The organism is Vibrio sp. CyArs1 (assembly GCF_022432925.1).
Taxonomy (GTDB): Bacteria; Pseudomonadota; Gammaproteobacteria; order Enterobacterales; family Vibrionaceae; genus Vibrio; species Vibrio mediterranei.
Window position 1 is genome coordinate 728,067 of sequence record NZ_JAKRBO010000002.1, and the last position, 21,039, is coordinate 749,105.

The following is a 21,039-nucleotide window of genomic DNA, read 5'->3' on the forward strand; positions in this document are numbered from 1 at the left end:
TAAAAAAGCTCAGCAAACGCTGAGCTTTTTGTTTTACGCTAAGTATTGAGTACTGACATAAATCACTACCAAACATAGGTCATAGAAATACCGGCACCCTGAGATGAAGCCCACGGCAACAGTTGAACATTTGGGTCCAACTTGTCGGTAAACATCCAGCCAGTAAAGACACCGATAGCCGCACCCGCAGCAACATCGCGCCAATAGTGTTTGTCCGCTTGTACACGGCCAACGCCTACTAAAGTTGCGACTCCATATGCGGGTAAGCCGACCTGCCACCCATGCCTTATGTGTAAGGTAGTTGCAGAAGCAAATGCATTTGCCGTATGGTTTGATGGAAAGCTTTTGTTATCGCTACCGTCCGGTCTCGGTGCATCGATCGTATGTTTTCCTACCAAACCGATAGCCGAGGCAGAGCCAATACTCAAACCTGCCTGCCAAACACCTTCCCAATCTTCTTGGTAGGCTGGTAACCCCGCCGCTAAACCAACCAATCCATAGGCGCCAATATCGCTGAATAAATCCCAGTTATCCTTATTAGAGGCAGACGCCAGCGAGCTAATAAGTACGCTCAAGATTAATAGAAAGAAACGTTGCATGACAGAAACTTACCGTAAGAAAACTGGCAAAGAGTCTACCTGAACTTCAGGAAAATGAATACTTCATGCAATGTCTATTTACTATTTCAATACTCAGTTGCTTTCTGGAAAGCTTATTTTCTGGAAAGCTTAGTCGCCTGCTTCTTTAGCTCGAAATCAAACTCATCAGGGAATAAAATAACCCCTTCTTCATTTTGATTTGGGAACACAACCACAGCCAATTCGTCATCTTCCAAACCATAGGTCCAGCGGCTATGCCATTTATTTAGAGAGATAGCTTCAGCTTTGCAGTGATCCCACTCTCCTGTAGCCCATTGCTCAGCTAACTCTTGGTGCGGCCAAACTGGAACACAATCTTCATCTTCCGTATTTAACATGACACAACCATGTTCATCGGTCAGAATCCAAATCTGACGTTCTTGAACCATAGTCTTCACACTGTACTTCAGCCGTTTCTCTTCGTCATAGCTGGAGATTTCATCGATTTGCTGTTGCTCTAATGCCATCACTGAACACCTTTATGTAGATTCGAAAATTAAAAAACCCCAGTACCTTAGATACTAGGGCTTTTTTCAAACTTAGTGAATAATTACACCAGCTCGTTCTGAAGCCAAGGCCAACCTTGCTTCTTACGGCTTAGTGTATTCTCCATCATAAGCATGCCGTTTTCTTCGTGCTTAACCAGCTTCTCAGCCCACTCGCCTTTGTAGATTAGGCGAGTTTGTGCTGTTGTGATATCCGTTAGCATTACCGCAGCAAACGCTAGGCCTTGTTCTTCACAACGACGAGTTAAGTCTGCTTCAAGCGCGTCAATCATGCCATCTACTTGCTCAAGTGTCGCAAGTTCAACTTGGCCAACAACCACATCACGACCATTGAATGGGTATGCTTTAAGGTCTTTTTCTACTAGCTCAGCAGCAGACAAGCCTTCGATGTTTGTTTTTGCAATCAGAAGATCTTTGATAAATGCATCAAGATCTTCAACACCAGCGATCTCTGCTAGTTCCGCTACTGCATCTTTATCTTTTTGAGTACACGTTGGTGAAGCGAAGCCTACAGTGTCAGACAAAATTGCAGACATCATTAGGATAGCGAGAGGACGAGTAATCTCAGCGTTTTCCATCTTGAATAGATTGAACAAGATAGTACATGTACAACCTACAGGCCAAATCCAAGCTTCAAGAGGGTTAACGGTCATGACGTCACCTAAACGGTGGTGGTCAACAATACCTAGAATTTCAGCTTCGTTGATATCATCTGGTGCTTGAGCCAGATCGGTGTAATCAACTAACCATACTTTTTCACCAGCAACGCTAGTGCGAAGTTCTGGTTGATCAACACCTGCTGTGGCAAGGATATGTTGAGTTTCACGGTTAATTTCACCTTGGCGAACTGGCTGTGCTTCAAGACCACGAGCTTTTAGAAGTTCTGTTGCAACGAGTGCACCACAAATGCTATCACTATCTGGGTTTTTATGACCGACAACTAAAATCATTTTGCTTCCTAACTAATTCTGATCATCAGGCTCATGCGCCTGCTTTACATCTCACAAAGGTCGTTACTTTACCTGAATTTCTAAATTTGTCATCGGTTGATGTCAGATTCGTTCTATTTCTTCGCGTAGAAAACCACATTAATGACATTGAGAATTATTCTCACCCATGTATAATGATAACAATTCTCATTTGATATCGGTAAAATGTATGCAACAGGTAAAAAACCTCGCTATCGTGAATGGATTAACTATCGACCAGTTCACACCAAAGTATAAGCGTCTCATACTACCTATTGCTATGGCTGCCCTACTCGCCTCTAGCGTTACTAGAGAAGTCACGATGAATGCGCTTTCCGATGCTTTCTGGGCCGTCTCCTGCTATGTCGTATTTACCTTAGTCGTTTATCATCAAATATCTCAACTGATATCTAGTCAAAACCGACTCGTCGAGCTTTACCACCACTCACCAACACATCAAGTTGTCTTTTCTTCGTTGTTAGGGGCTCTGCCCGGCTGTGGTGGCGCCATAATTGTCACGACGCAGTTTGTTTCCGGTCGAGTTGGCTTCGGTTCCGTCGTTGCGGTATTAACGGCAACAATGGGTGATGCCGCATTCTTGATCCTAGCGAGTAAACCTAGCGCGGGATTAGGCCTTGTCGCGATGGGTGTCGTTGTCGGGATGATCTCAGGGTTAATTGTAAACAAAATACACGCCGCCGATTTCCTGCGCCCTAAACCCGCTAATCCTTCGGCAAAACGCGTCTCACAAGTAAATAACACATATAATACCGATTGCACATGTGAAACCACACACGAATCAACGGGGGTTCAAAGAGCAGCGATCAATCTACAAGGCCTATTCTGGAAGTGGATTATTGTGCCCGCTTTGATAATTGCCTTTACCATGTCATTTCAGGTCGACATAAACCAAGTACTTGGTTTGCCAGCGAACAGTATTGAGTGGACTGGTGCGGTCTTAGCCGTGGTAATGATGTTTTTGTGGGCCTTCACCAAAGAAATCAACGACTATCAAAGCACGGTCGCGGAAGACGCTAAAATCGCGTCATCACACCCAATGCAAAAGGCAGCACAAGACACTCATTTTGTAAGTGCTTGGGTCATAGTGGCGTTTTTGTTTTTTGAGCTAAGTGTCCACTTTGCACATATCGATTTAGGATCTGCATTATCTGGTTATGGCGTTTATATGCCTCTTGTAGGAATGCTGGTTGGTCTACTACCGGGTTGCGGACCGCAAATTTTGGTAACTAGTCTTTATATTACTGGTGCGATGCCAATGTCCGCGCAAGTTTCGAATGCTATCTCTAACGATGGGGATGCTTTGTTTCCTGCTATCGCACTCGCTCCTAAAGCTGCGTTAGCCGCTACATTTTACTCGGCAATACCCGCAATCGTCGTGGGTTACGGGTATTACTGGTTGTTTGAACTATAATTCTGTCAACTGGTTAAGTGATGACCGATACGATTGCACGACTGTCGAGTCCTCGATTAACCGGAATAATTTGGATCTGAACCGGTTCTTTATTGAGTTTCTCTCCCGTCCAGTAATCGAACCAGTCACAAGGTAACTCAGCGGTTAGGGTGTACTCCGTTACATCATCGTCATAGTGGAACAAACAATGCACTCTGCGATCCTCTGACAGCTTCAACGTTGCGTGATTCATCGACAGTGATGTAAATGTTGACGCATTGGTCGAGTGTCGCTGGCGTGACACCAACCGCGCCAGTGTTTCTTCAGCAAATGGCGTCAGTTCTGGTAATGGATCTCCCGACAACAACAATCCACCACTCGCCAGCAGAACATTACGATGGAATTCGTAACTGGCTCTATCGGTGCCCTGATTAGGTAGTGAAGTAAACGTGGCACAATCTGGATCAATTAACCACAACCTCTGATGTTGCCAACTGCGATAGAACGTCTCCTTAGCAATTTGCTCAAATCGATGTGGATCGCGTTCTACGTCATCAGAAACACGCATTGCATCAACCAACCCAAGTGAAGGCCACATTGGTGCGTTGCAACCCAGAACTAAGGCGTCGCCAGCACCTTCGTTTATTGCTGCCATACCTAGGCGATAAGCTTCAACACCAGTGACACCTTTCTGGTAACGTTGACCTTTTAAGGTTCCCCAGTAGTTGGCATCCAGCTTGAACAGCTCCACACCCCACTCTTCTCTCATGGTTTTGACAACACGAGTTAAGTGCTCTTGAACTTCTGGATGTGACGCATCAAGGATGTACCATGGCGTACAGCGCCAACCGCCATAAGTAATATCCTCCGCCTTAAGCAGTTCACCATTGTCATGCTTTAGAAACCATTCAGGGTGATTTTTAAATACTTCCGATTCCGCTTGAGCGATAAATGGTGCCATCCATATGGCCGGTTTTTTTCCTTTTTCACGAATATTGTTGATCAGTGATTTTACGCCACCTTCAAATTTTTCCGACGGTGTTAACCAGTCTCCCATAAAAGATTGGTAACCGTCATCAAGCAGCACCCACTCCAAGTCAAACATCTTATCAGCCATGATTTCGACGTTTTCAAGCACGTTTTGCTTAGTTACATCGGCATAGTATGCGTACCAAGAACACCAACCGATGGGACTGTCACCTGAGACGCCAATTCTGGTGGGATGATGATTTGAAATGAGGTTAGCGTATTCGTTGTAGACCGACTCTAGGCTATCGCCATGCAAGACCGTTAGCGATTCCAATTGATTGTTTTCCCAATGCTGCGGAGAGCTTTCTTCACCATCAATCAAGGCCACAATGTCTACGCCATGACCAGTATGTTGCAGTTCAAAATAACCGGCGAAGCGATGGCATGAGGTAAAACCATATAGGTGAAAGCCAGTAGACTGCTCAACAACCAGATAATTGTAGAAACGGCGCGGAGCATCTTCAGGATATATACGATAACTACTGTTGTTATCTGGGCAGCGGCCTATATCAATAAATCCATCAAGTTTTCCTGCGGTTTGGCACAGCATTTGGAAACCATCACCAAGAACGTACGCTCCAGATTCGATCTGATTTTCAAACTGCACTAATGCGGTACGGGACGACAAAGGAGAGAAATGAAGACTAACATTTTCAAAATGCAGCTCTTTGCCTTGTTTGGTTACCTTAATTTCAGGATTGATAGCCAATGCATCAAGCTCTTGAGATACAGGGATATATTCGGTCATTGAACCCTCGACCATAAATTAGGAAGTTGCTCAATAAGTATATTGTTAGGTAAAAAAAAACCCATCCTAATGGATGGGTTTTGTGTACTAGTTAAAACTATGGGAGACCAATTGCAATTAAGCTACTTCGATCGGTCCACCGAACGACGTCACTGGCGGCACTTTGCCTGTGAACTTCTCGAAGTTTACAAGACAAGTATTTGCAGATGTCGCCTGTGCCAGCTCAGAAGAAGGAATATCTTGAGTTAGCGTATTTGGATCACCATAGGTATCGATCGCACCGATTTTTTCGTTTAGAGGACCATACCAAGCCCCCTCTTCAATACGAACCACACCAGGTGCATAGCTATCAGTAACCACAGCACCCGCTAGAAGCTGACCACGGTCATTGAATACGCGAACCAAATCACCGTCTTTAATGCCTTTTGCTTTTGCATCTTGAGGGTTGATGTAGATTGGCTCACGCCCCTGTACAGCATAAGTCGCGCGGAATTCTTCAGATTCACACATTTGTGAGTGAAGACGCTTGTCCGGGTGGCACGATTGTAGCCAGTACGGGTGCTTGTCAGAACCAGGACCGCCATGTGAACGCTCAGATTTTTCAAACCACATTGGGTGCTCTTGGCAATATTCGTAACCCATGTTGCCGATAGTACGGCTAGTGATTTCGATAAAGCCTGAAGGCGTACCCAGTGCGTTGATTTCTGGATCTTCACGGAAGTCAGCGTGGCGAACCCAAGGTTTACCAGTGCCGAAGTCAAGGAAGCCTTTTTCCCAGAACTCTTCAAACTCTGGTAATTCAAACTTGCCTTTGTTCGCTTCTTTACAGTTGTTATAAAGCGACTTAACCCATTCCATTTCAGACATACCACGAGTGTAATCGTCTGAACGACCCCAACGACGAGTAAGCTCAGTCATGATCTCGAAGTCTGTCTTCGATTGGAATAGCGGGTCGACCAGCTTATGCATCGCGATTAGGCCACGGCCAGAGTATGCACCATAACCATCAATATCGTTACGTTCCCACTGAGTACAAGCAGGTAATACGATATCAGAGAAACGACACGTTGCTGTCCAAGCAAAATCAACAGCGACCACAGTGTGAAGGTTACGGAACGCTTTCTTCATGCGGTTGCGATCTTGGTGGTGATGCCAAGGGTTGTTACCACTAAACACCATCATCTTAAGATCTGGTAGCGTCACAACAGAACCATTTGAATTGATCTTCTTACCCGGCTCCACAAGACTATCTACCCAACGCGCTACAGGAATAACTCGGCTGTAACCGTTGAAGTCTTGGTTGGTGTACTTAGGCTTTTGACCTTGGTCGATATTCAATGGGAATGAACCCGGTGCTGCGAAGCCTGTTGATGGTACTCCAATACCTGAGTAGTGGTGACCATATGATACTCCGCCGCCTGGCAGACCAATTTGACCAATCATTGAGGCAAGTACGGCACCCATCCAGTATGGTTGCTCACCATGTTCTTGGCGTTGTACACACCAACCGAATAGGATTTGAGTGCGGCCTTGAACCAGCATACGTGCAAACTCACGAATCTTGTCCGCTGGAACACCACAGATTTCTGCAGCCCACTCTGGAGTTTTCTCAACCTTGTCTTTGGTCTCACCCTGAACGTACTTGATGAAGTCTTCGAAACCTAGGCAATACGTATCGATGAACTTTTTATCATACAAGTCTTCGTTATAAAGAGTGTGAGCCATACCTAACATGAACGCCACGTCTGTTTGCGGGTTCACATATAGGTGTTCGTTTTCTAGGTAGCGTTGAGTCTTGTTTTTAACTGGGTCAACAGAAATAACATTGATCTCTTTCTTCGCTACTTTTTCTTTAAGCTGTTCTAGGTAAGCAAACGACTCATGGGTTTCACAAGTCCAACCTACCTGTAGGTTTTTCACTGGATCGTTAGCCCAAAGAATAATGTTGTCACTATTCTCAAGGATCAGTTCCCAGGACGTACCCTGTGCGTAAACTTCTGTAGAGCCAAGCACGTAAGGTAGGATTGTCTGGCCCGCACCAGTTGAGTAGTCACCTACTTTCTTAACAGAATAGCCGTGCAGGCCCATGGCACGCATCATGTGGTTAGTACAGCTGTGGAACTGACCTGTTTGACGCCAACCTGTTTGACCTGTGTGCAGTGCCCATGGACCGTAATCTTTCTGTACACGTTCTAGTTCACGGTAGAACAGGTCAAGTGCCTCATCCCACGTCACACGTACAAAACGGTTGTTACCACGAGTTTCGGCAGCATATTTATGCTTCTTCAACCAATCAAGGCGAACCATTGGGTAACGCACACGTGATGGGCTGTAAATAATACCTTTAATGCCGTTAAGCATGTCAGTTGGGTACTTATCGAGTTCTAAAGGTTTAATTTCTTGAACTTTTCCGCCCCATACACGGGCGCGAAACGCGCCCCAGTGAGAACCAGATGTCTTCCAAGTACCATCAGTTTCCGCTGCACTTGCAGACGCCGAAGCCAGCAAACTTGGTCCAATTAGTGCTGCTGCACTTGAGCCAGCTGCGCCTTTAAGGAAGCTTCTTCTTGTAATTGCCATTTTATTACTCCAATTGACGTCTATTAGTGGTGACCTTCAGAATAATCTGAAGAGTGCTTCTGTAGATACTTAAGAACAAGCGCTTCTGTATCTGTGTCGAAGTTCACGAATGCGATCATACCGTCTAGCATACCTACCCAACCGTTGGCACTGAAGTGCGCAACATCCGGTTGTGTGTGACATGTAGAACAGTTGGTTTGATACGCTTCACCAGCTGCATCCCAAATTGGATTGAAGTCAGACACCATAGAACCTTGTTTCATCCAAAGATCCACGGCAACTTTCTCCCAAGGAAGACCCGTCAACTCATCTTCTTTCTTCTCACCGACATGAACGTCACTGCTCTGAGATACTTCACGAGTTAGAATCGCGGTAGAAATGTTCTTACCAAAGTCTTCTTGAATAACGCGACCGAAGCCTTTCGCTTTACGCCAGCCGTCAATTTCAACTTTAATCATGTCACCTTTCACATCCAGGATTTCAACTTTACTTGCAGGGCTTAGTAGACCTGCTTCAGTTGTACCCGTTTCGTCTGTATAAAGAGGTAGGTGACGAATGGACACCACTTCACCGCCTTTAGAGTAAGACGTGCTATTTGCAACTTGCTCTAGGTCACCCACAATACCGCTTGCTTTAGCCATATCTTTAGGCAAGTTGTGCGCAATACCTTTGTGACAGTCAACGCAGCTTTGGTCACGTTCAGCCGCTGATTTCATTTGGATACGAGCGGTTGGAGACATTTGCTCAAAGTCCATTGACTCATAGTTGTGACAGTTTTTACATTCTAAAGATTTGTTGGCAGAGAAACGATCCCACTCGTGACGAGCGAGTTCGAAACGACGCGCTTCGAATTTCTCTGGTGTATCTAGATCGCCAAATACTTGCGCGAATACTTCTTTAGAAGCCTGCATCTTACGTGCAATTTTGTCCGTCCAGTTATGAGGAACGTGACAGTCTGGACAAGTAGCACGAACACCTGAGTGGTTTTTCCAGTGAACGGTTTCTTGTAGCTCTACGTATACGTTGTCACGCATCGTGTGACAACTAATACAGAATTCTTCTGTGTTTGTTGCTTCTAGCGCAGTGTTAAAACCACCCCAGAAAATAACACCTGCGATAAAACCACCAGCAGTCAACACACCCAAGCTGATGTGAACTGCAGGGCGACTGATAGTACGCCAAAGTTTGATTAAAAAGGATTTCATGACTAACTCTCTTGAATATCGTAAATGAATAAAGGGCTATGGAATTAGCCGTGTACACCAGGAGGACCAAATACGAAGATTTGAAGCATCCAAACGATAAATCCGTAACCACCTACGATGGCTACACTCAAAAGAGGGAAGAAGACGGCGCAGATGAAGAAAAATGATTTCCACTCCATACCATGCTTTTCAGCACTCTCAACTTTGTTAACATCACTCATACATTTGCCTATTTTGTATCGTGTATAGTTTGCGAATTGCACTAGTTTGCAACTCAATTATTTAATATCTCTATTGGAAAATGCTAAACCATACTAACCGTGTGGTTCAATCAATTCCGACCATTCATACCTTATTAATCAACCGTTTTTTGAGTTCATCCAGAGATGTATTTAATTAAAAATCGATGTGTAATTTTGTTAACAGTTATGAAAAAATAATATCGTTATAAGTATGTAAAGCACCTTACAAATTTGCAACTTTAACCCTTTAGAGTAAGCTCGAAAATTCAGTTTCTGGCGTGAGATTTTTAGATTTAACCCACATATTTGTTAAAGAAATGTATCTATATCTCGTTTAAAAATAGGTGGTTAAGCATTCAGTTTGCGGTAGAATTTAGTCTCTCGAACACCACTAAATAGGGTCAATATGCAGCAAGTCGTCGATATAAGTTGGTGGCAAATACTCTTGTTTTCACTCACTCTGCTGATCCCGTTTTCTATCAATAGCTACTACAAAATCAACATTGGACGCGATGCCATTGTCGGTTTGGTGAGAATGACTGTACAACTGGCATTAGTCGGTCTCTACCTTGAATACTTGTTTTATTTAAATAGCTTAGTCATCAATCTTATCTGGTTAGCGGTGATGATAGTGGTAGGCTCAAACGCTATCGTTAATAAAGCAAAACTGCCAAAATATCCATTAATGGGCTTCGTCAGCATTGGTCTAGTAGTCGGTCTATTTCCTATTGTCGGATTACTGTGCATTGCCATCATCCAACCAGAACCATTTTACAGTGCTCAATACGTCATTCCTTTGGCGGGTATGCTGTTAGGAAACAGCCTAAGTGGCAATATCGTCGCGTTACAAAACTTTTTTGGCTCTCTAGAAAACCGATGGAGCGAATATGAAGCCTCTATCGCGTTAGGAGCACCGATTCCTCTAGCGACCCTGCCTTTTATTAAGGTCGCACTCCAGAAGTCCTTAGCTCCTATTTTAGCGACTATGGCGACAACCGGGTTAGTCTCTCTCCCTGGCATGATGACTGGTCAAATTTTAGGCGGCGCTAGCCCGCTGATAGCGATCAAATATCAGCTTGTCATTATGATTGCGATTTTTGTAATGATGACGATCTCAATAACCATCAGTCTTAACTTAGTAGTACGCCGAAGTTTCAACGAAGCCGGCAAGCCGAAAATTCGATTTATTGATCCTCAATAGATCTTCAACTTTCATTGTTACTCACCAAATTTAAACCAAGTTATCCACAGCTTATGTGGATAACCAAGCTATTGAGTTTAGTATAATTATTGGTTATCACTACTACATATGGTGTGCTGATCATACTAGATAAGATTTCTTCATCTTATTGTCATACCTTCTGGTTATTTTGTGTTCTAAACAGTCACTCCTATATAGAAACACACACGGGCAGTGGCTTAACGCAGTTCGTATTATCGAGAGAGGAAGGAACCCATGCCGAATAACATGGATTTTGAAGACGGTATAGATAACGAGGCTAAAAACTGGCTCATTCACGAACCTGAAGAGCTTAAGGACATAATGGCTGACATTCCCTTTTTTATGGAAGGCAGCAGTACCAAAAGAGTAGTTATATCTTAAAGCCATTTAGACCGACACAAAAAAAGCGCCAAAAGGCGCTTTTCTACAATGAGTCCGTTATTTAATCTCTTAGGTAGATCAACCAGTAAAGCATACCGACGAAAACACCACCGCCGATAATGTTGCCCAGTGTTACCGGAATCAAATTGTTGACGACAAACGTAGCAACATTCAAATCTGCAAAGTCGGAAGGATTTGCGCCAATCATTTGCCAAAACTCTGGTGACGCAAAGTTCTTAATACCGATCGCCATTGGTACTTGAAATAAGTTCGCAATACAGTGCTCAAAGCCCGCAGAGACAAACATCGCCACTGGCAAAACCATCACAATGATTTTGTCAGTTAAGGTTCTACCACTGAATGTCATCCAGACAGCTACGCACACCAGTACGTTACACATAATACCAAGTGCAACCGCTTGCCAGAAACCATGATGCAGTTTGTGCTGAGCGATATGCATGGTGTTCAGTCCCACCTGCCCTGCATCAAACATATATTGTTTTGCTGTAAGCATGATTCCAACAAGAAGTAGCGCCCCTAGCATATTGCCAAAATAAACAACGAACCAGTTCTTGAACAGTGAGCGCCATGTAATCTTGCCACTGGCACGAGCAACTAACGTCAGTACCGAACTGGTAAAGAGTTCTCCACCAGTGATAATGACCAGTACTAAACCTAAACTGAACGCCAGTCCACCAAGAAAGCGAGTGATACCCCAAGGGAGCTCACCAGCACCTGTTGTAATGGTTGTATAAAATATAAATGCGATACCTATGTGCAGACCTGCAGTAATCGCCAAAAGAAAAGACTTCATTGGGTCTTTTGTTGCTTTACCTACACCGGCCTCGGCCGCACGTTCTGCCATTTGTGGTGGCAGTAAGGCATCAAACTGATTCATTTCCATTTTGCTCTATACATATTTGGTTACATGTCAACTGGGCGCGGATAATCGCTCCAATCAATAGATAAAGCAAGATCTATTTATCACTTTAATCGCGTTTTTCTTGACAGGTGGAAAATGAATCCGCATTAAGGTTTATGTGACAAGGATCACTCGTCGATTTTCAAAAATAAGTGTTTATATTTCACTATTGAAAATGTTGAACTTGAATATCGGTAATAAAGATAACTGATAAAAAAACGCCGCATGAAGCGGCGTTGGTTTAAAAGATGCGAGACTTTAAAACAAGTCATTAAGATTTGTCTGATTTCTCTTGAAGTGCGGACACCAATTTCTTCAAAGCTTCTATGTCTGCTTGATTCTGCTCGGCTCGGTCTAGTGCTACTTGAGTATCCTCTGAATGTCCTTCGGTATTTTGCTCTTGTAACAGGGCTATTTGCTGTTTCAGTAGTTGATTTTCTTTCTGTAGCGCTTCAGAACGATCCGCCTTCCTCAATTGCTCAACATCATGAGCAATACGTTCAGACTGTGCTGTAAGAGATTGATCTCGATAATCGTTACCCTTCGCCACCGAAGATATCTTGTGCAAACGTGATTCAGCCTCTAGCACCATAGGTTCAAATTGAGATTTCTCGATATTAATCAACTTGTTTACTTCAGCGACAACCGCCTCGAGACGTCGGAACTGAAAGTTGATCTGATCGACTTGATGTTCTATCTCGGAAAAACTTCGTGGTGACTTGGCAACATACTTCGCCAATTCAGCGGTCCCCTGCTCTACATAGCCATAGCTCACTGGTGCCAATGTATTGTATTTTAACCGACTTAGATCTGACAGTCGCTGTTCCAATGGCTTGACGTACATGGCATCAATAACGCGAACTTCAAGTGCCACAGCGTTATTGAGGAATGTCTCTTGATAGCTTTCAGCATGCTCAGTTTCAGATACGACTAGATACTCAAACAAGCGCTGATAATCACGATTTAAATTGTTCATCGCATGTCTGAAATACTTGCCTGCTTCTATTTTATTAAGGTAGGCCATTTGACTCATCGCAGGTGCGAGCAAGACATCCGCTTGCTTTTTGAGTCCTTGAATTGCCTTATAATTATACTCCACAGAATTAATGCGATCTCGGAAACCAACCGCATACGTCTCACTAGAAAAGACGGAATGCTTCGCATCGATTTGCGTCGGGTCTTTACGCATTTCTATGAATAAATCATGCGCACTTTTCCAAGATGACATCATATCGCGGTAGTTTTCTGGCGCATAAATTCGAAGTGCATCCGCACCTTCCAATTTATTCGACCATACGGCATAGGTGCCTGAAATCTCGCTAAATACCCTACTTCTTGTTTGACGAACCTCTTCCGGCGTCAAATTGGCATGGGACTCATTAGCCGTTGGGGTACTCGCACACGATGCAAGGCCCAAAACACACATTAATACAACAGCCAAATTGCGTGTAGACATCTACTCTCCTAATAACCTGGTTTCATCATATGAACCAAGAAAAATCGTCCTATCGAATCGACAGGCCATAACCTACGAACTATATTCAAATTACTCACTAAAATACATCACATAGAGCCCTAAGTGATTATATTTCATCCACTTAATAACAAAAATTTACCGTTTTCCTTTAGAAGGCGGCGCAAGCTAACACTTTATTAACTGTGTGATTGTCAACTCATTCAATCCCCACTATGTTGAGTGGAGAATCTCAACCAAGAGGCAAATCTATGAAATTCACTCCAACGCATCTTTCTGAAATGAACCTGTTATTGCAATTTGACTTAAGCAGTGCGGCAACAGGCATCAAGGTCCATCACGATGCAAGTAAAGAGATGCAAGAAGCAGTCCAAAGATTATTTGACAAAGGACTATGTACCCTACCTGACGGTGGCTACCTAACGGATGAGGGAATTGAAGTGGCAGAACACGCAGATAGAGTTCTTCGTGTCTTAACGTCTTAGCGCTAACGTGAAATGTCTCTAGCAGCGGCACCTCATTGCCGCTGCAATATACTCCTACCTTTTAGGCTACAAAAAGTCGACGATAGGGTTGCCATCTGTCATACACCCAGTTAAATCCCGTCGTATAAAAGAAAAAGAACACTAGGAAACCAGCCTCAATAATCAAGGCTGTCAGTAGTGAAACCTGCAAGAACCATGCTATGGCCGGTATGGTCATGACAATCAACCCTGCTTCAAATCCTACTGCATGACCGATACGCAAAAGCAAGGAACGCTTGCTCCTCTCACCAGGAATATATCTATCAAACAATACATTATAGAGATAGTTCCATACTACGGTGAATAAGCTCATACCGACACCTACAACCATTAGTTCCATTGATTTACTACTTGTAGCTATAGATGCAATAGGAATTATGATAGCTAATGCTAACGCCTCAAACAGAACGGCATGAAACATTCTTTCTTTATTATTCATGAAGTTACCTTGTAAATATGAAACATCGTTTACCAATAAAGTAATTATCCGTTATGCTTTAGAAAGACGGAAACGAGATAACATCAGGAAACCTGATATGTTCAGTATCGAACAATTAGAAGCATTTATTACTACGGTTGAAACCGGTTCTTTTTCCGCTGCAGCACGAAAGCTTGGCAAGGTCCAATCTGCTGTTAGTCAGAACATCATGAATCTTGAGATCGATTGTGGTGTTGATGTTTTTGACCGAAGCGGTCGTTATCCAGTTCTTACCGATGCTGGTAATAAACTACTTCCCTATGCTCGCGCAGCAATTACCCAACACCAGCGACTTGCGGATTTAGTCGACACACTAGGACATGGCGAGATACAACCTATCGTTTTAGCAGTAGATGAAGGTATTCCACTGGAAAGAATCACTCCAATACTCAAAACACTCTCGGAAGAGTTCCCCTCTCTACAATTGGAATGTTTGCTTGCCTCCAGTGTTGATATTATAGAAATGGTTCAATCAGGCAGAGCAACCTCAGGTTTAGTCTATGGCGAGCACGTTATCCCCTTCTCATTAGACTTTGAACATGTTGGGGATTTCGAGTTCGACATTTTTGTGTCTTCAGAGCACCCGCTCGCTAAAACTATCACTCCCCACCTTGAAATGTTGAGTTTGCACCGACAGCTTGTCGTCAGCTCGAGAAGTTCTCAAAAGAGTAGCTTTCATCAAGTGCTTAGTCCTGATGTTTGGTACTCTGATAGCTACGCTATGATTATAGAATGGTGCCTTGCAGGATTTGGGTGGACCTATGCTCCTTCTTATATGGCAAAAGAAGCGCTTGCTCAAGGTAAGTTAGTGCAGGTTCCGATAGAATTTGAAAAGATATCCGCAATCACCAACATCGATCTAATCCAACACTCAAGTAAGAGTAAAGATGCCGGTCATAAGCGACTGCGAGAATTACTTCGACACCGTTTCGAGGATGTATAACATGACAGAAAAGCAAATACTCGTCGTAGGGGCAGGTTGGCTTGGCCTACCGCTGGCCCATGCTTTGCAGAGCCGAGGCTATAAGGTTATAGCAACAAGAACCAGCGTTGAAGGCGTAGCTGAAATCTCCCAAGCTGGCGTGGATAGCCTCTGCTTGGATCTGAATGCTATCCGTTCAGAAGAAGAGGAGCTGACACTAACAGATCAACTCATCAAGAAGCAGATAAATGTGATTATTGGCTGCTTTCCTCCTGGCTTTAGACAAGGAGGTGGTGCGCTTTACGCTTCTCAATGGGCTCAGCTTGTTCAAGTGGCAAAACGAATTGGTGTGGAAAAGATCATCATGATTAGCTCTAGCTCTGTTTATCCAGAACGAGCCGAAATCATGACCGAAGATATGGCTAGGCTACCGATAGCAAAAGGCAGAGAAGACTTTAGCGCTAAGTCTATTATTATGCTCACTGCAGAAGAACACGTTAGAAACTCGACTTTAGATTATGTCATCGTGCGTTGCAGTGGTTTGTTTGGTCCAAATCGTCATCCATCTCGATTTGCCTCGAAACTCAAGACTGTGAGTGATCTAGCATCCGCCAATATGCTGCACCTTGACGACGCTGTTGGAGCAATTATTTTTTGTTTAGAACATGTGGATGCGAGCGTGGTAAACGCCACCACACCAGAGACCTGCGACAAAGTGACCTTTTATCGTGCTGCGTTGCGTTCGGTAGGTTTAGATACCTCGTTGAATTTAGTGAACTCAGAGCCAGACAAAACCATCTCTAGTGAAAAACTGCAAGGTCTGGGTTATCACTTCAAATACCATCATACGCTTGATGCGCTATAGATTACTGAATAGTCCACTACAAAAAAAGGAAGCATTATGCTTCCTTTTTTACTTTCATTATGTGCTTTACTTGCCCAGCGCTTCTTTATAATGCTGACGGCAAACTGAGACATATTTATCATTACCACCAATCGCTACTTGGTCACCTTCTGCGATAGCTTTACCGTCTTCATCGGTTCGGATTACCATATTGGCTTTACGACCACAGTGGCAAATTGTCTTTAGCTCAACTAATTTATCCGCCCAGGCCAGTAGGTGTTTACTGCCTTCAAATAACTCACCCAAAAAGTCTGTTCTCAGACCGTAGCAAAGAACTGGAATATTCAGTTTATCAACCACTTCTGTAAGTTGATAAACTTGTTCCTTTGACAAGAACTGACATTCATCAATGAGGATACAGTGTCGTTTAGTCTCGGCATTCAGCGTTGCAATTTCATCAAACAAATTGGAGTCTGGCTGGAAAAGCTGCGCTTCGGACTGAAGCCCAATACGTGAGCTAACCTTACCAATGCCATAGCGATCATCAAGTGCGGCAGTGAAGATTAGAGGATTCATTCCTCGCTCTTGGTAATTGAAAGAAGACTGAAGAAGAGTTGTCGACTTACCCGCATTCATTGCTGAGTAATAGAAGTACATCTGAGCCAAAGTGATACACCAAATTCAAAACTTAAAAAGAAGCCCTTGCATGCAAGGGCTACGAGAAATTACTTACGACGCCACGTCGTACCTTCAGGACCATCTTCTAGAACAATGCCCATTTCCGTCAGCTTGTCGCGTGCCATGTCAGCATTCGCCCAATCTTTAGATGCACGAGAGTCGTTACGTAGCTTAATCAAAGCTTCAATTTCAGCCACCTCATCGTTATCGCCTGCATCACCTTTCAAGAAAGCTTCTGGATCCTGATGAAGGATACCGATAACATCAGCCAATTCACGCATTAGCGCACCAAGTTGGCTCGCCTGACCTAAATCCACCGTTTTCAGACGGTTGATTTCACGTGCCATATCAAATAGCACTGAGTACGCTTCAGGTGTGTTGAAATCATCGTTCATGGCTGCGGTAAAGCGAGTCACGTACTCTTCGCCACCCGTTGGTTCTGCATCTAAATCCAAACCACGAAGTGAAGTGTATAGACGCTCAAGTGCTGAACGAGCTTGATTTAAGTTGTCTTCACTGTAGTTCAGTTGACTACGGTAGTGACCTGACATTAAGAAATAGCGAACCGTCTCTGGATCGTAATGATCCAACACATCGCGAATCGTAAAGAAGTTGCCAAGAGACTTAGACATTTTCTCTTTATCAACCATCACCATACCGCTGTGCATCCAAGTGTTCACGTATTGTGTGTCGTGTGCGCAGCAAGATTGAGCAATTTCATTTTCATGGTGTGGGAATTGAAGGTCTGAACCACCACCATGAATGTCAAAATGATTACCTAGAATCGATGAGTTCATTGCCGAGCATTCAATATGCCAACCAGGACGTCCTGGTCCCCATGGCGATTCCCAAGTAGGCTCACCTGGCTTAGACATCTTCCAAAGTACGAAATCCAGTGGACTGCGCTTAGCGCTCTCAACATCAACACGAGCACCTGCTTGAAGTTGGTCAAGATCTTGCTTTGAAAGCTTACCGTATTCATCGAACTTCGATACTTCAAACATAACGTCACCGTTATCAGCAACGTAGGCAAAGCCACGTTCGATCAGTTTTTCAACCAGCTCAATGATTTCCGCAATGAATTCAGTAGCGCGAGGCTCCACATCTGGACGCTTCATATTTAACGCATCAAAGTCCGCGTGCATTTCACCGATCAGGCGTTCAGTCAACGACTCGCACGATTCACCATTTTCGTTAGCACGTTTGATAATTTTATCATCGATATCGGTGATATTACGCACGAATTTCAAATCGTAACCAACGTAACGAAGGTAACGTGAAACCACATCGAAAGATACAAAAGTACGACCATGGCCGATATGACAGAGATCGTAAATAGTGACCCCACAGACATACATGCCGACTTTGCCCGCATGGATAGGTTTGAATTCCTCTTTTTGTCTCGTCAGTGTGTTGTATATTTTTAACATGATCTCTATCTGGATTATTACGTTTAAAAAGTAACGGCGATTATAACCATAATCCTTGTCATAATGGAGTCATTAAGCGAATAAATCTTGCATTTTGCGTGAAGAATGAGCTAACTCCAATCGAGTCAGCATAAAAACGAGCTCATTAATGCCAGATAACCGGATTTCGACGTTTGCTTGTGACAGCAGTTAGGCTAGAATCGTTGTCTCTAACATAAAAAACACAGAATAGGTATTCATCATGATCACCCTTCATACTAATTTCGGCGACGTTAAGATTCAGCTAAATGAAGAAAAAGCACCAGAAACGAGTGCTAACTTTGCTCAGTACTGCCGCGATGGTTTTTACGACAACACACTATTTCACCGTGTTATCGATGGTTTCATGATTCAAGGTGGCGGCATGACGTCTGGCCTTAAAGAAAAGGCAACTCGCGCGCCAATTAAAAACGAAGCTAACAATGGCCTGAGCAACAAAGTAGGCACTTTAGCAATGGCTCGTACAATGGAACCGCATTCTGCTAGTTCTCAATTCTTCATCAACGTAAACGACAACACTTTCTTAGACTTCCGCTCAGAAAGCCTAGATGGTTGGGGTTACTGTGTATTTGGTGAAGTTGTTGAAGGCATGGACATCGTCAACAAGATCAAAGGCGTGAGCACAGGTTCTATGGGTATGCACCAAGACGTACCACTAGAAGAAGTCATCATTACTGGTACTACGATTCACGAATAATCGTTCGAGGGAGGGCATTGCCCTCCCTAACTCAACTATGACTACACTATTTATTTCCGACCTTCATCTTTCTCCCTCTCAGCCCCAAATAACGGATTGTTTCGTTAAGTTTATGCGCGAAGAAGCAGTTCACGCAGAAGCACTCTATGTGTTAGGCGATCTGTTTGAATTTTGGATTGGCGATGATGACCCCTCTGATTTTGCTCAAGCGATCAAAGCCGAATTCAAAACTCTCACTCAATCAGGTGTCTCCTGCTATTTCATCCAGGGAAATCGTGATTTTTTGCTTAACAGACGTTTTTGCAAAGAAACAGGGATAAAACTACTCGATGAACATAGCGTGATCGATCTTTATGGTCGCAAAACCGTGATCCTTCACGGCGATACGTTATGCACTGAAGATCACAAGTATCAAGCATTCAGAGCCAAGGTTCATATGCCTTGGCTGCAGTGGATATTTAATCGGCTTCCATTCTTTACAAGACAGCATGTCGTAAATAAAATCCAAGGTGATATTCGTGATGTAAAGGCGCAAAAATCGCTCGATATCATGGATGTCACTCAATCAGAAGTGGAAACACTGATGAAACAATGCGGAACCGACTTGATGATTCATGGTCATACACACCGACCTAATATTCACCAATTCGAGGTTGATAACAAGCCTTACACACGCATCGTACTTGGTGACTGGTACCAACAAGGATCTGTTTTGGTTTGTACACCAGAGTCGCAACATTTAGAAGTACGCCGTTTTGCTTAAAGCATGAGCCAAACCGCAGAAAATTCGACATATAATTAGTCAAGGACTGCAATAAAACGTTAAGATAGTCCAACGTTTTTGAGATCACGATGCAAAATTTGAAATACTCCTACATTGCTCGGCAACCCATTTTAAATAGCGAACAGAAGACTGTTGGCTATGAGTTGCTATTTAGAGACGGGCCGAACAATACCTTTCCAGATATCGATCCAGAACTGGCGACAAACCGTCTCCTTTCTGAGCACTTCCTTGCAACTCACTATAGTACTATTGGTGATAAGCTAGGTTTTGTTAACTTTCCGTACCAGAGTTTAGTGAATTTGGTCCCTACTCTATTCCCTAAAGATAACTTGGTGATCGAAATCTTAGAGAGTTGCGAGCCCACTGCGGAACTCCTCGCCGCGATAAAGAAGATGTCGAAAGCAGGCTATACCATTGCACTTGATGACTTTGTGCCACGTAAAGAATGGCTACCATTCTTGCCGTATACTTCGATTATCAAGATCGACATTCGCCAATATTCTTTGTCGAAAGCTGAGACTTTGATCGAGCGCCTCAAGGATCAAAACATCGTGTTTCTTGCGGAAAAGGTTGAAACCTATGAAGAGTTTGAACTCGCAAAGCAAGTTGGTTTCACCCAGTTTCAGGGCTACTTTTTTAGCCGTCCTCAGCTGATAAGAAGAAAACAGATCAAACCTTCCTTTTTGACTGTAGTTCAGCTTTGTAAAGAGATTTCAAACCCAAATATCAATTATGATGAGCTTGAGCGACTTATCTCTCTAGATGTCACGCTTTCATATAAGCTGCTCACATTTGTTAACGCCTCTTACCTGATACGAGCAGAGATAAAGTCATTTAAACAAGCTCTGGTCTATCTCGGCGAAGATCGCCTGAGAAAGTTCATTTCGTTAGTCGCAATCACTTCAACGCAAGACGATAAGCCTGACAGCTTATATAGCTTATCGATTCAGCGCGCCCGTTTTTGTGAATTATTGCTTAATGATATGAACACCAACTTGGATGATGGATTGGGTTTTCTGACTGGCATGTTCTCATTACTTGACTCGTTATTCGATCAACCTCTAGAAGAGTTGGTTCAAAAGATGCCAATTGATAATCTGGTTAAAAGTGCCCTTGTGACCAAACAAGGCACACTTGGAAAACTCTTAACCTTGGTGAAAGCTTATGAAGCGGCAGACTGGACGACGGTGATTGCCTGCAGAGATAAACTTGCTCTTAATGACGAGATGTTAGCTAAGTATTACGATGAAGCCATCAAATGGACCGAAGATCTATTAGCGATCGAAACGGAATATCACACCCACGCTTAACTTGGAT

The 21,039-nt window shown here is 43.6% G+C and carries 21 protein-coding genes; 9 read left to right on the plus strand and 12 right to left on the minus strand.

The genetic code is table 11. The annotated features are described in order from the left end of the window. Positions 1–65: 65 nt before the first annotated feature. From MMA19_RS10015 to MMA19_RS10025, 3 genes are all read right to left on the minus strand, one after another. Positions 66–599, minus strand: coding sequence for a phosphatase PAP2 family protein (locus tag MMA19_RS10015; RefSeq protein ID WP_240206112.1), 534 nt, complete (start codon positions 597–599; stop codon positions 66–68). A gap of 113 nt (positions 600–712) precedes the next feature. After that, on the minus strand, positions 713–1,105 hold the full coding sequence (locus MMA19_RS10020; protein ID WP_006075132.1) for a DUF2750 domain-containing protein: 393 nt from the start codon (positions 1,103–1,105) through the stop codon (positions 713–715). A gap of 83 nt (positions 1,106–1,188) precedes the next feature. Further along, complete coding sequence (locus tag MMA19_RS10025; protein ID WP_006075131.1) at positions 1,189–2,094, minus strand: manganese-dependent inorganic pyrophosphatase; 906 nt, start codon at positions 2,092–2,094, stop codon at positions 1,189–1,191. Between the two features lie 208 nt (positions 2,095–2,302). On the opposite strand from MMA19_RS10025, the gene MMA19_RS10030 reads away from it, so the two are divergent. After that, a complete protein-coding gene (locus MMA19_RS10030) occupies positions 2,303–3,544 on the plus strand; it encodes a putative manganese transporter (protein ID WP_240206113.1) in 1,242 nt (413 codons plus the stop codon). 13 nt (positions 3,545–3,557) lie between these two features. Here MMA19_RS10030 and MMA19_RS10035 read toward each other — a convergent pair whose 3' ends face one another. The 4 genes from MMA19_RS10035 to torE all read right to left on the minus strand — a co-directional run bounded on the left by MMA19_RS10035 (position 3,558) and on the right by torE (position 9,306). Further along, positions 3,558–5,300, minus strand: a complete 1,743-nt coding sequence (locus MMA19_RS10035; protein WP_240206114.1) for an alpha-galactosidase — start codon at positions 5,298–5,300, stop codon at positions 3,558–3,560. A 117-nt stretch (positions 5,301–5,417) separates the two neighbouring features. Next, positions 5,418–7,880 (minus strand): trimethylamine-N-oxide reductase TorA, encoded by a 2,463-nt coding sequence (gene torA, locus MMA19_RS10040; RefSeq protein ID WP_171391654.1) that lies wholly within the window; start codon positions 7,878–7,880, stop codon positions 5,418–5,420. Between the two features lie 23 nt (positions 7,881–7,903). Then, the gene (gene torC, locus MMA19_RS10045; RefSeq protein ID WP_006075127.1) at positions 7,904–9,085 is read right to left on the minus strand and encodes a pentaheme c-type cytochrome TorC; all 1,182 of its coding nucleotides are present in this window, start codon (positions 9,083–9,085) and stop codon (positions 7,904–7,906) included. A 44-nt stretch (positions 9,086–9,129) separates the two neighbouring features. Further along, positions 9,130–9,306 carry a trimethylamine N-oxide reductase system protein TorE gene (torE, locus tag MMA19_RS10050; RefSeq protein WP_006075126.1) on the minus strand — a complete coding sequence of 59 codons (177 nt, stop codon included), beginning with the start codon at positions 9,304–9,306 and terminating at the stop codon, positions 9,130–9,132. A 427-nt stretch (positions 9,307–9,733) separates the two neighbouring features. Here torE and MMA19_RS10055 point away from each other — a divergent pair, with 427 nt between their 5' ends. Together MMA19_RS10055 and MMA19_RS10060 are read left to right on the plus strand one after the other, a co-directional pair. Next, positions 9,734–10,528: an ABC transporter permease gene (locus MMA19_RS10055; RefSeq protein WP_124939945.1), complete on the plus strand. Its 795-nt coding sequence runs from the start codon at positions 9,734–9,736 to the stop codon at positions 10,526–10,528. A gap of 255 nt (positions 10,529–10,783) precedes the next feature. Next, a complete protein-coding gene (locus MMA19_RS10060) occupies positions 10,784–10,930 on the plus strand; it encodes a hypothetical protein (protein ID WP_006075124.1) in 147 nt (48 codons plus the stop codon). A 61-nt stretch (positions 10,931–10,991) separates the two neighbouring features. Here MMA19_RS10060 and focA read toward each other — a convergent pair whose 3' ends face one another. Together focA and MMA19_RS10070 are read right to left on the minus strand one after the other, a co-directional pair. Further along, on the minus strand, positions 10,992–11,834 hold the full coding sequence (gene focA / locus MMA19_RS10065; RefSeq protein ID WP_240206115.1) for a formate transporter FocA: 843 nt from the start codon (positions 11,832–11,834) through the stop codon (positions 10,992–10,994). Between the two features lie 289 nt (positions 11,835–12,123). Next, positions 12,124–13,308, minus strand: coding sequence for a hypothetical protein (locus tag MMA19_RS10070; protein ID WP_240206116.1), 1,185 nt, complete (start codon positions 13,306–13,308; stop codon positions 12,124–12,126). 269 nt (positions 13,309–13,577) lie between these two features. Here MMA19_RS10070 and MMA19_RS10075 point away from each other — a divergent pair, with 269 nt between their 5' ends. After that, positions 13,578–13,811, plus strand: a complete 234-nt coding sequence (locus MMA19_RS10075; RefSeq protein WP_006075120.1) for a TIGR02647 family protein — start codon at positions 13,578–13,580, stop codon at positions 13,809–13,811. A gap of 61 nt (positions 13,812–13,872) precedes the next feature. Here MMA19_RS10075 and MMA19_RS10080 read toward each other — a convergent pair whose 3' ends face one another. After that, entirely contained in the window at positions 13,873–14,289 is a 417-nt protein-coding gene (locus MMA19_RS10080; RefSeq protein WP_006075119.1) for a PACE efflux transporter, read from the minus strand. 97 nt (positions 14,290–14,386) lie between these two features. Between MMA19_RS10080 and MMA19_RS10085 the strand changes: the two genes are divergently transcribed. Both MMA19_RS10085 and MMA19_RS10090 read left to right on the plus strand, forming a co-directional pair. Further along, complete coding sequence (locus MMA19_RS10085) at positions 14,387–15,271, plus strand: LysR family transcriptional regulator (RefSeq protein ID WP_240206117.1); 885 nt, start codon at positions 14,387–14,389, stop codon at positions 15,269–15,271. Position 15,272: 1 nt separating this feature from the next. After that, positions 15,273–16,115 (plus strand): NAD-dependent epimerase/dehydratase family protein, encoded by an 843-nt coding sequence (locus MMA19_RS10090; protein ID WP_240206118.1) that lies wholly within the window; start codon positions 15,273–15,275, stop codon positions 16,113–16,115. A gap of 66 nt (positions 16,116–16,181) precedes the next feature. On the opposite strand, the gene MMA19_RS10095 is transcribed toward MMA19_RS10090, so the two are convergent. After that, positions 16,182–16,760: a thymidine kinase gene (locus MMA19_RS10095; protein WP_006075116.1), complete on the minus strand. Its 579-nt coding sequence runs from the start codon at positions 16,758–16,760 to the stop codon at positions 16,182–16,184. A 59-nt stretch (positions 16,761–16,819) separates the two neighbouring features. Then, positions 16,820–18,202: a cysteine--tRNA ligase gene (gene cysS / locus MMA19_RS10100; protein WP_038225968.1), complete on the minus strand. Its 1,383-nt coding sequence runs from the start codon at positions 18,200–18,202 to the stop codon at positions 16,820–16,822. A 241-nt stretch (positions 18,203–18,443) separates the two neighbouring features. On the opposite strand from cysS, the gene MMA19_RS10105 reads away from it, so the two are divergent. From MMA19_RS10105 to MMA19_RS10115, 3 genes are all read left to right on the plus strand, one after another. Further along, a complete protein-coding gene (locus tag MMA19_RS10105; protein ID WP_006074416.1) occupies positions 18,444–18,938 on the plus strand; it encodes a peptidylprolyl isomerase in 495 nt (164 codons plus the stop codon). Between the two features lie 37 nt (positions 18,939–18,975). Further along, the gene (gene lpxH / locus MMA19_RS10110; protein ID WP_240206119.1) at positions 18,976–19,701 is read left to right on the plus strand and encodes a UDP-2,3-diacylglucosamine diphosphatase; all 726 of its coding nucleotides are present in this window, start codon (positions 18,976–18,978) and stop codon (positions 19,699–19,701) included. 98 nt (positions 19,702–19,799) lie between these two features. After that, the gene (locus MMA19_RS10115; RefSeq protein ID WP_164491465.1) at positions 19,800–21,032 is read left to right on the plus strand and encodes an HDOD domain-containing protein; all 1,233 of its coding nucleotides are present in this window, start codon (positions 19,800–19,802) and stop codon (positions 21,030–21,032) included. Positions 21,033–21,039 lie beyond the last annotated feature (7 nt).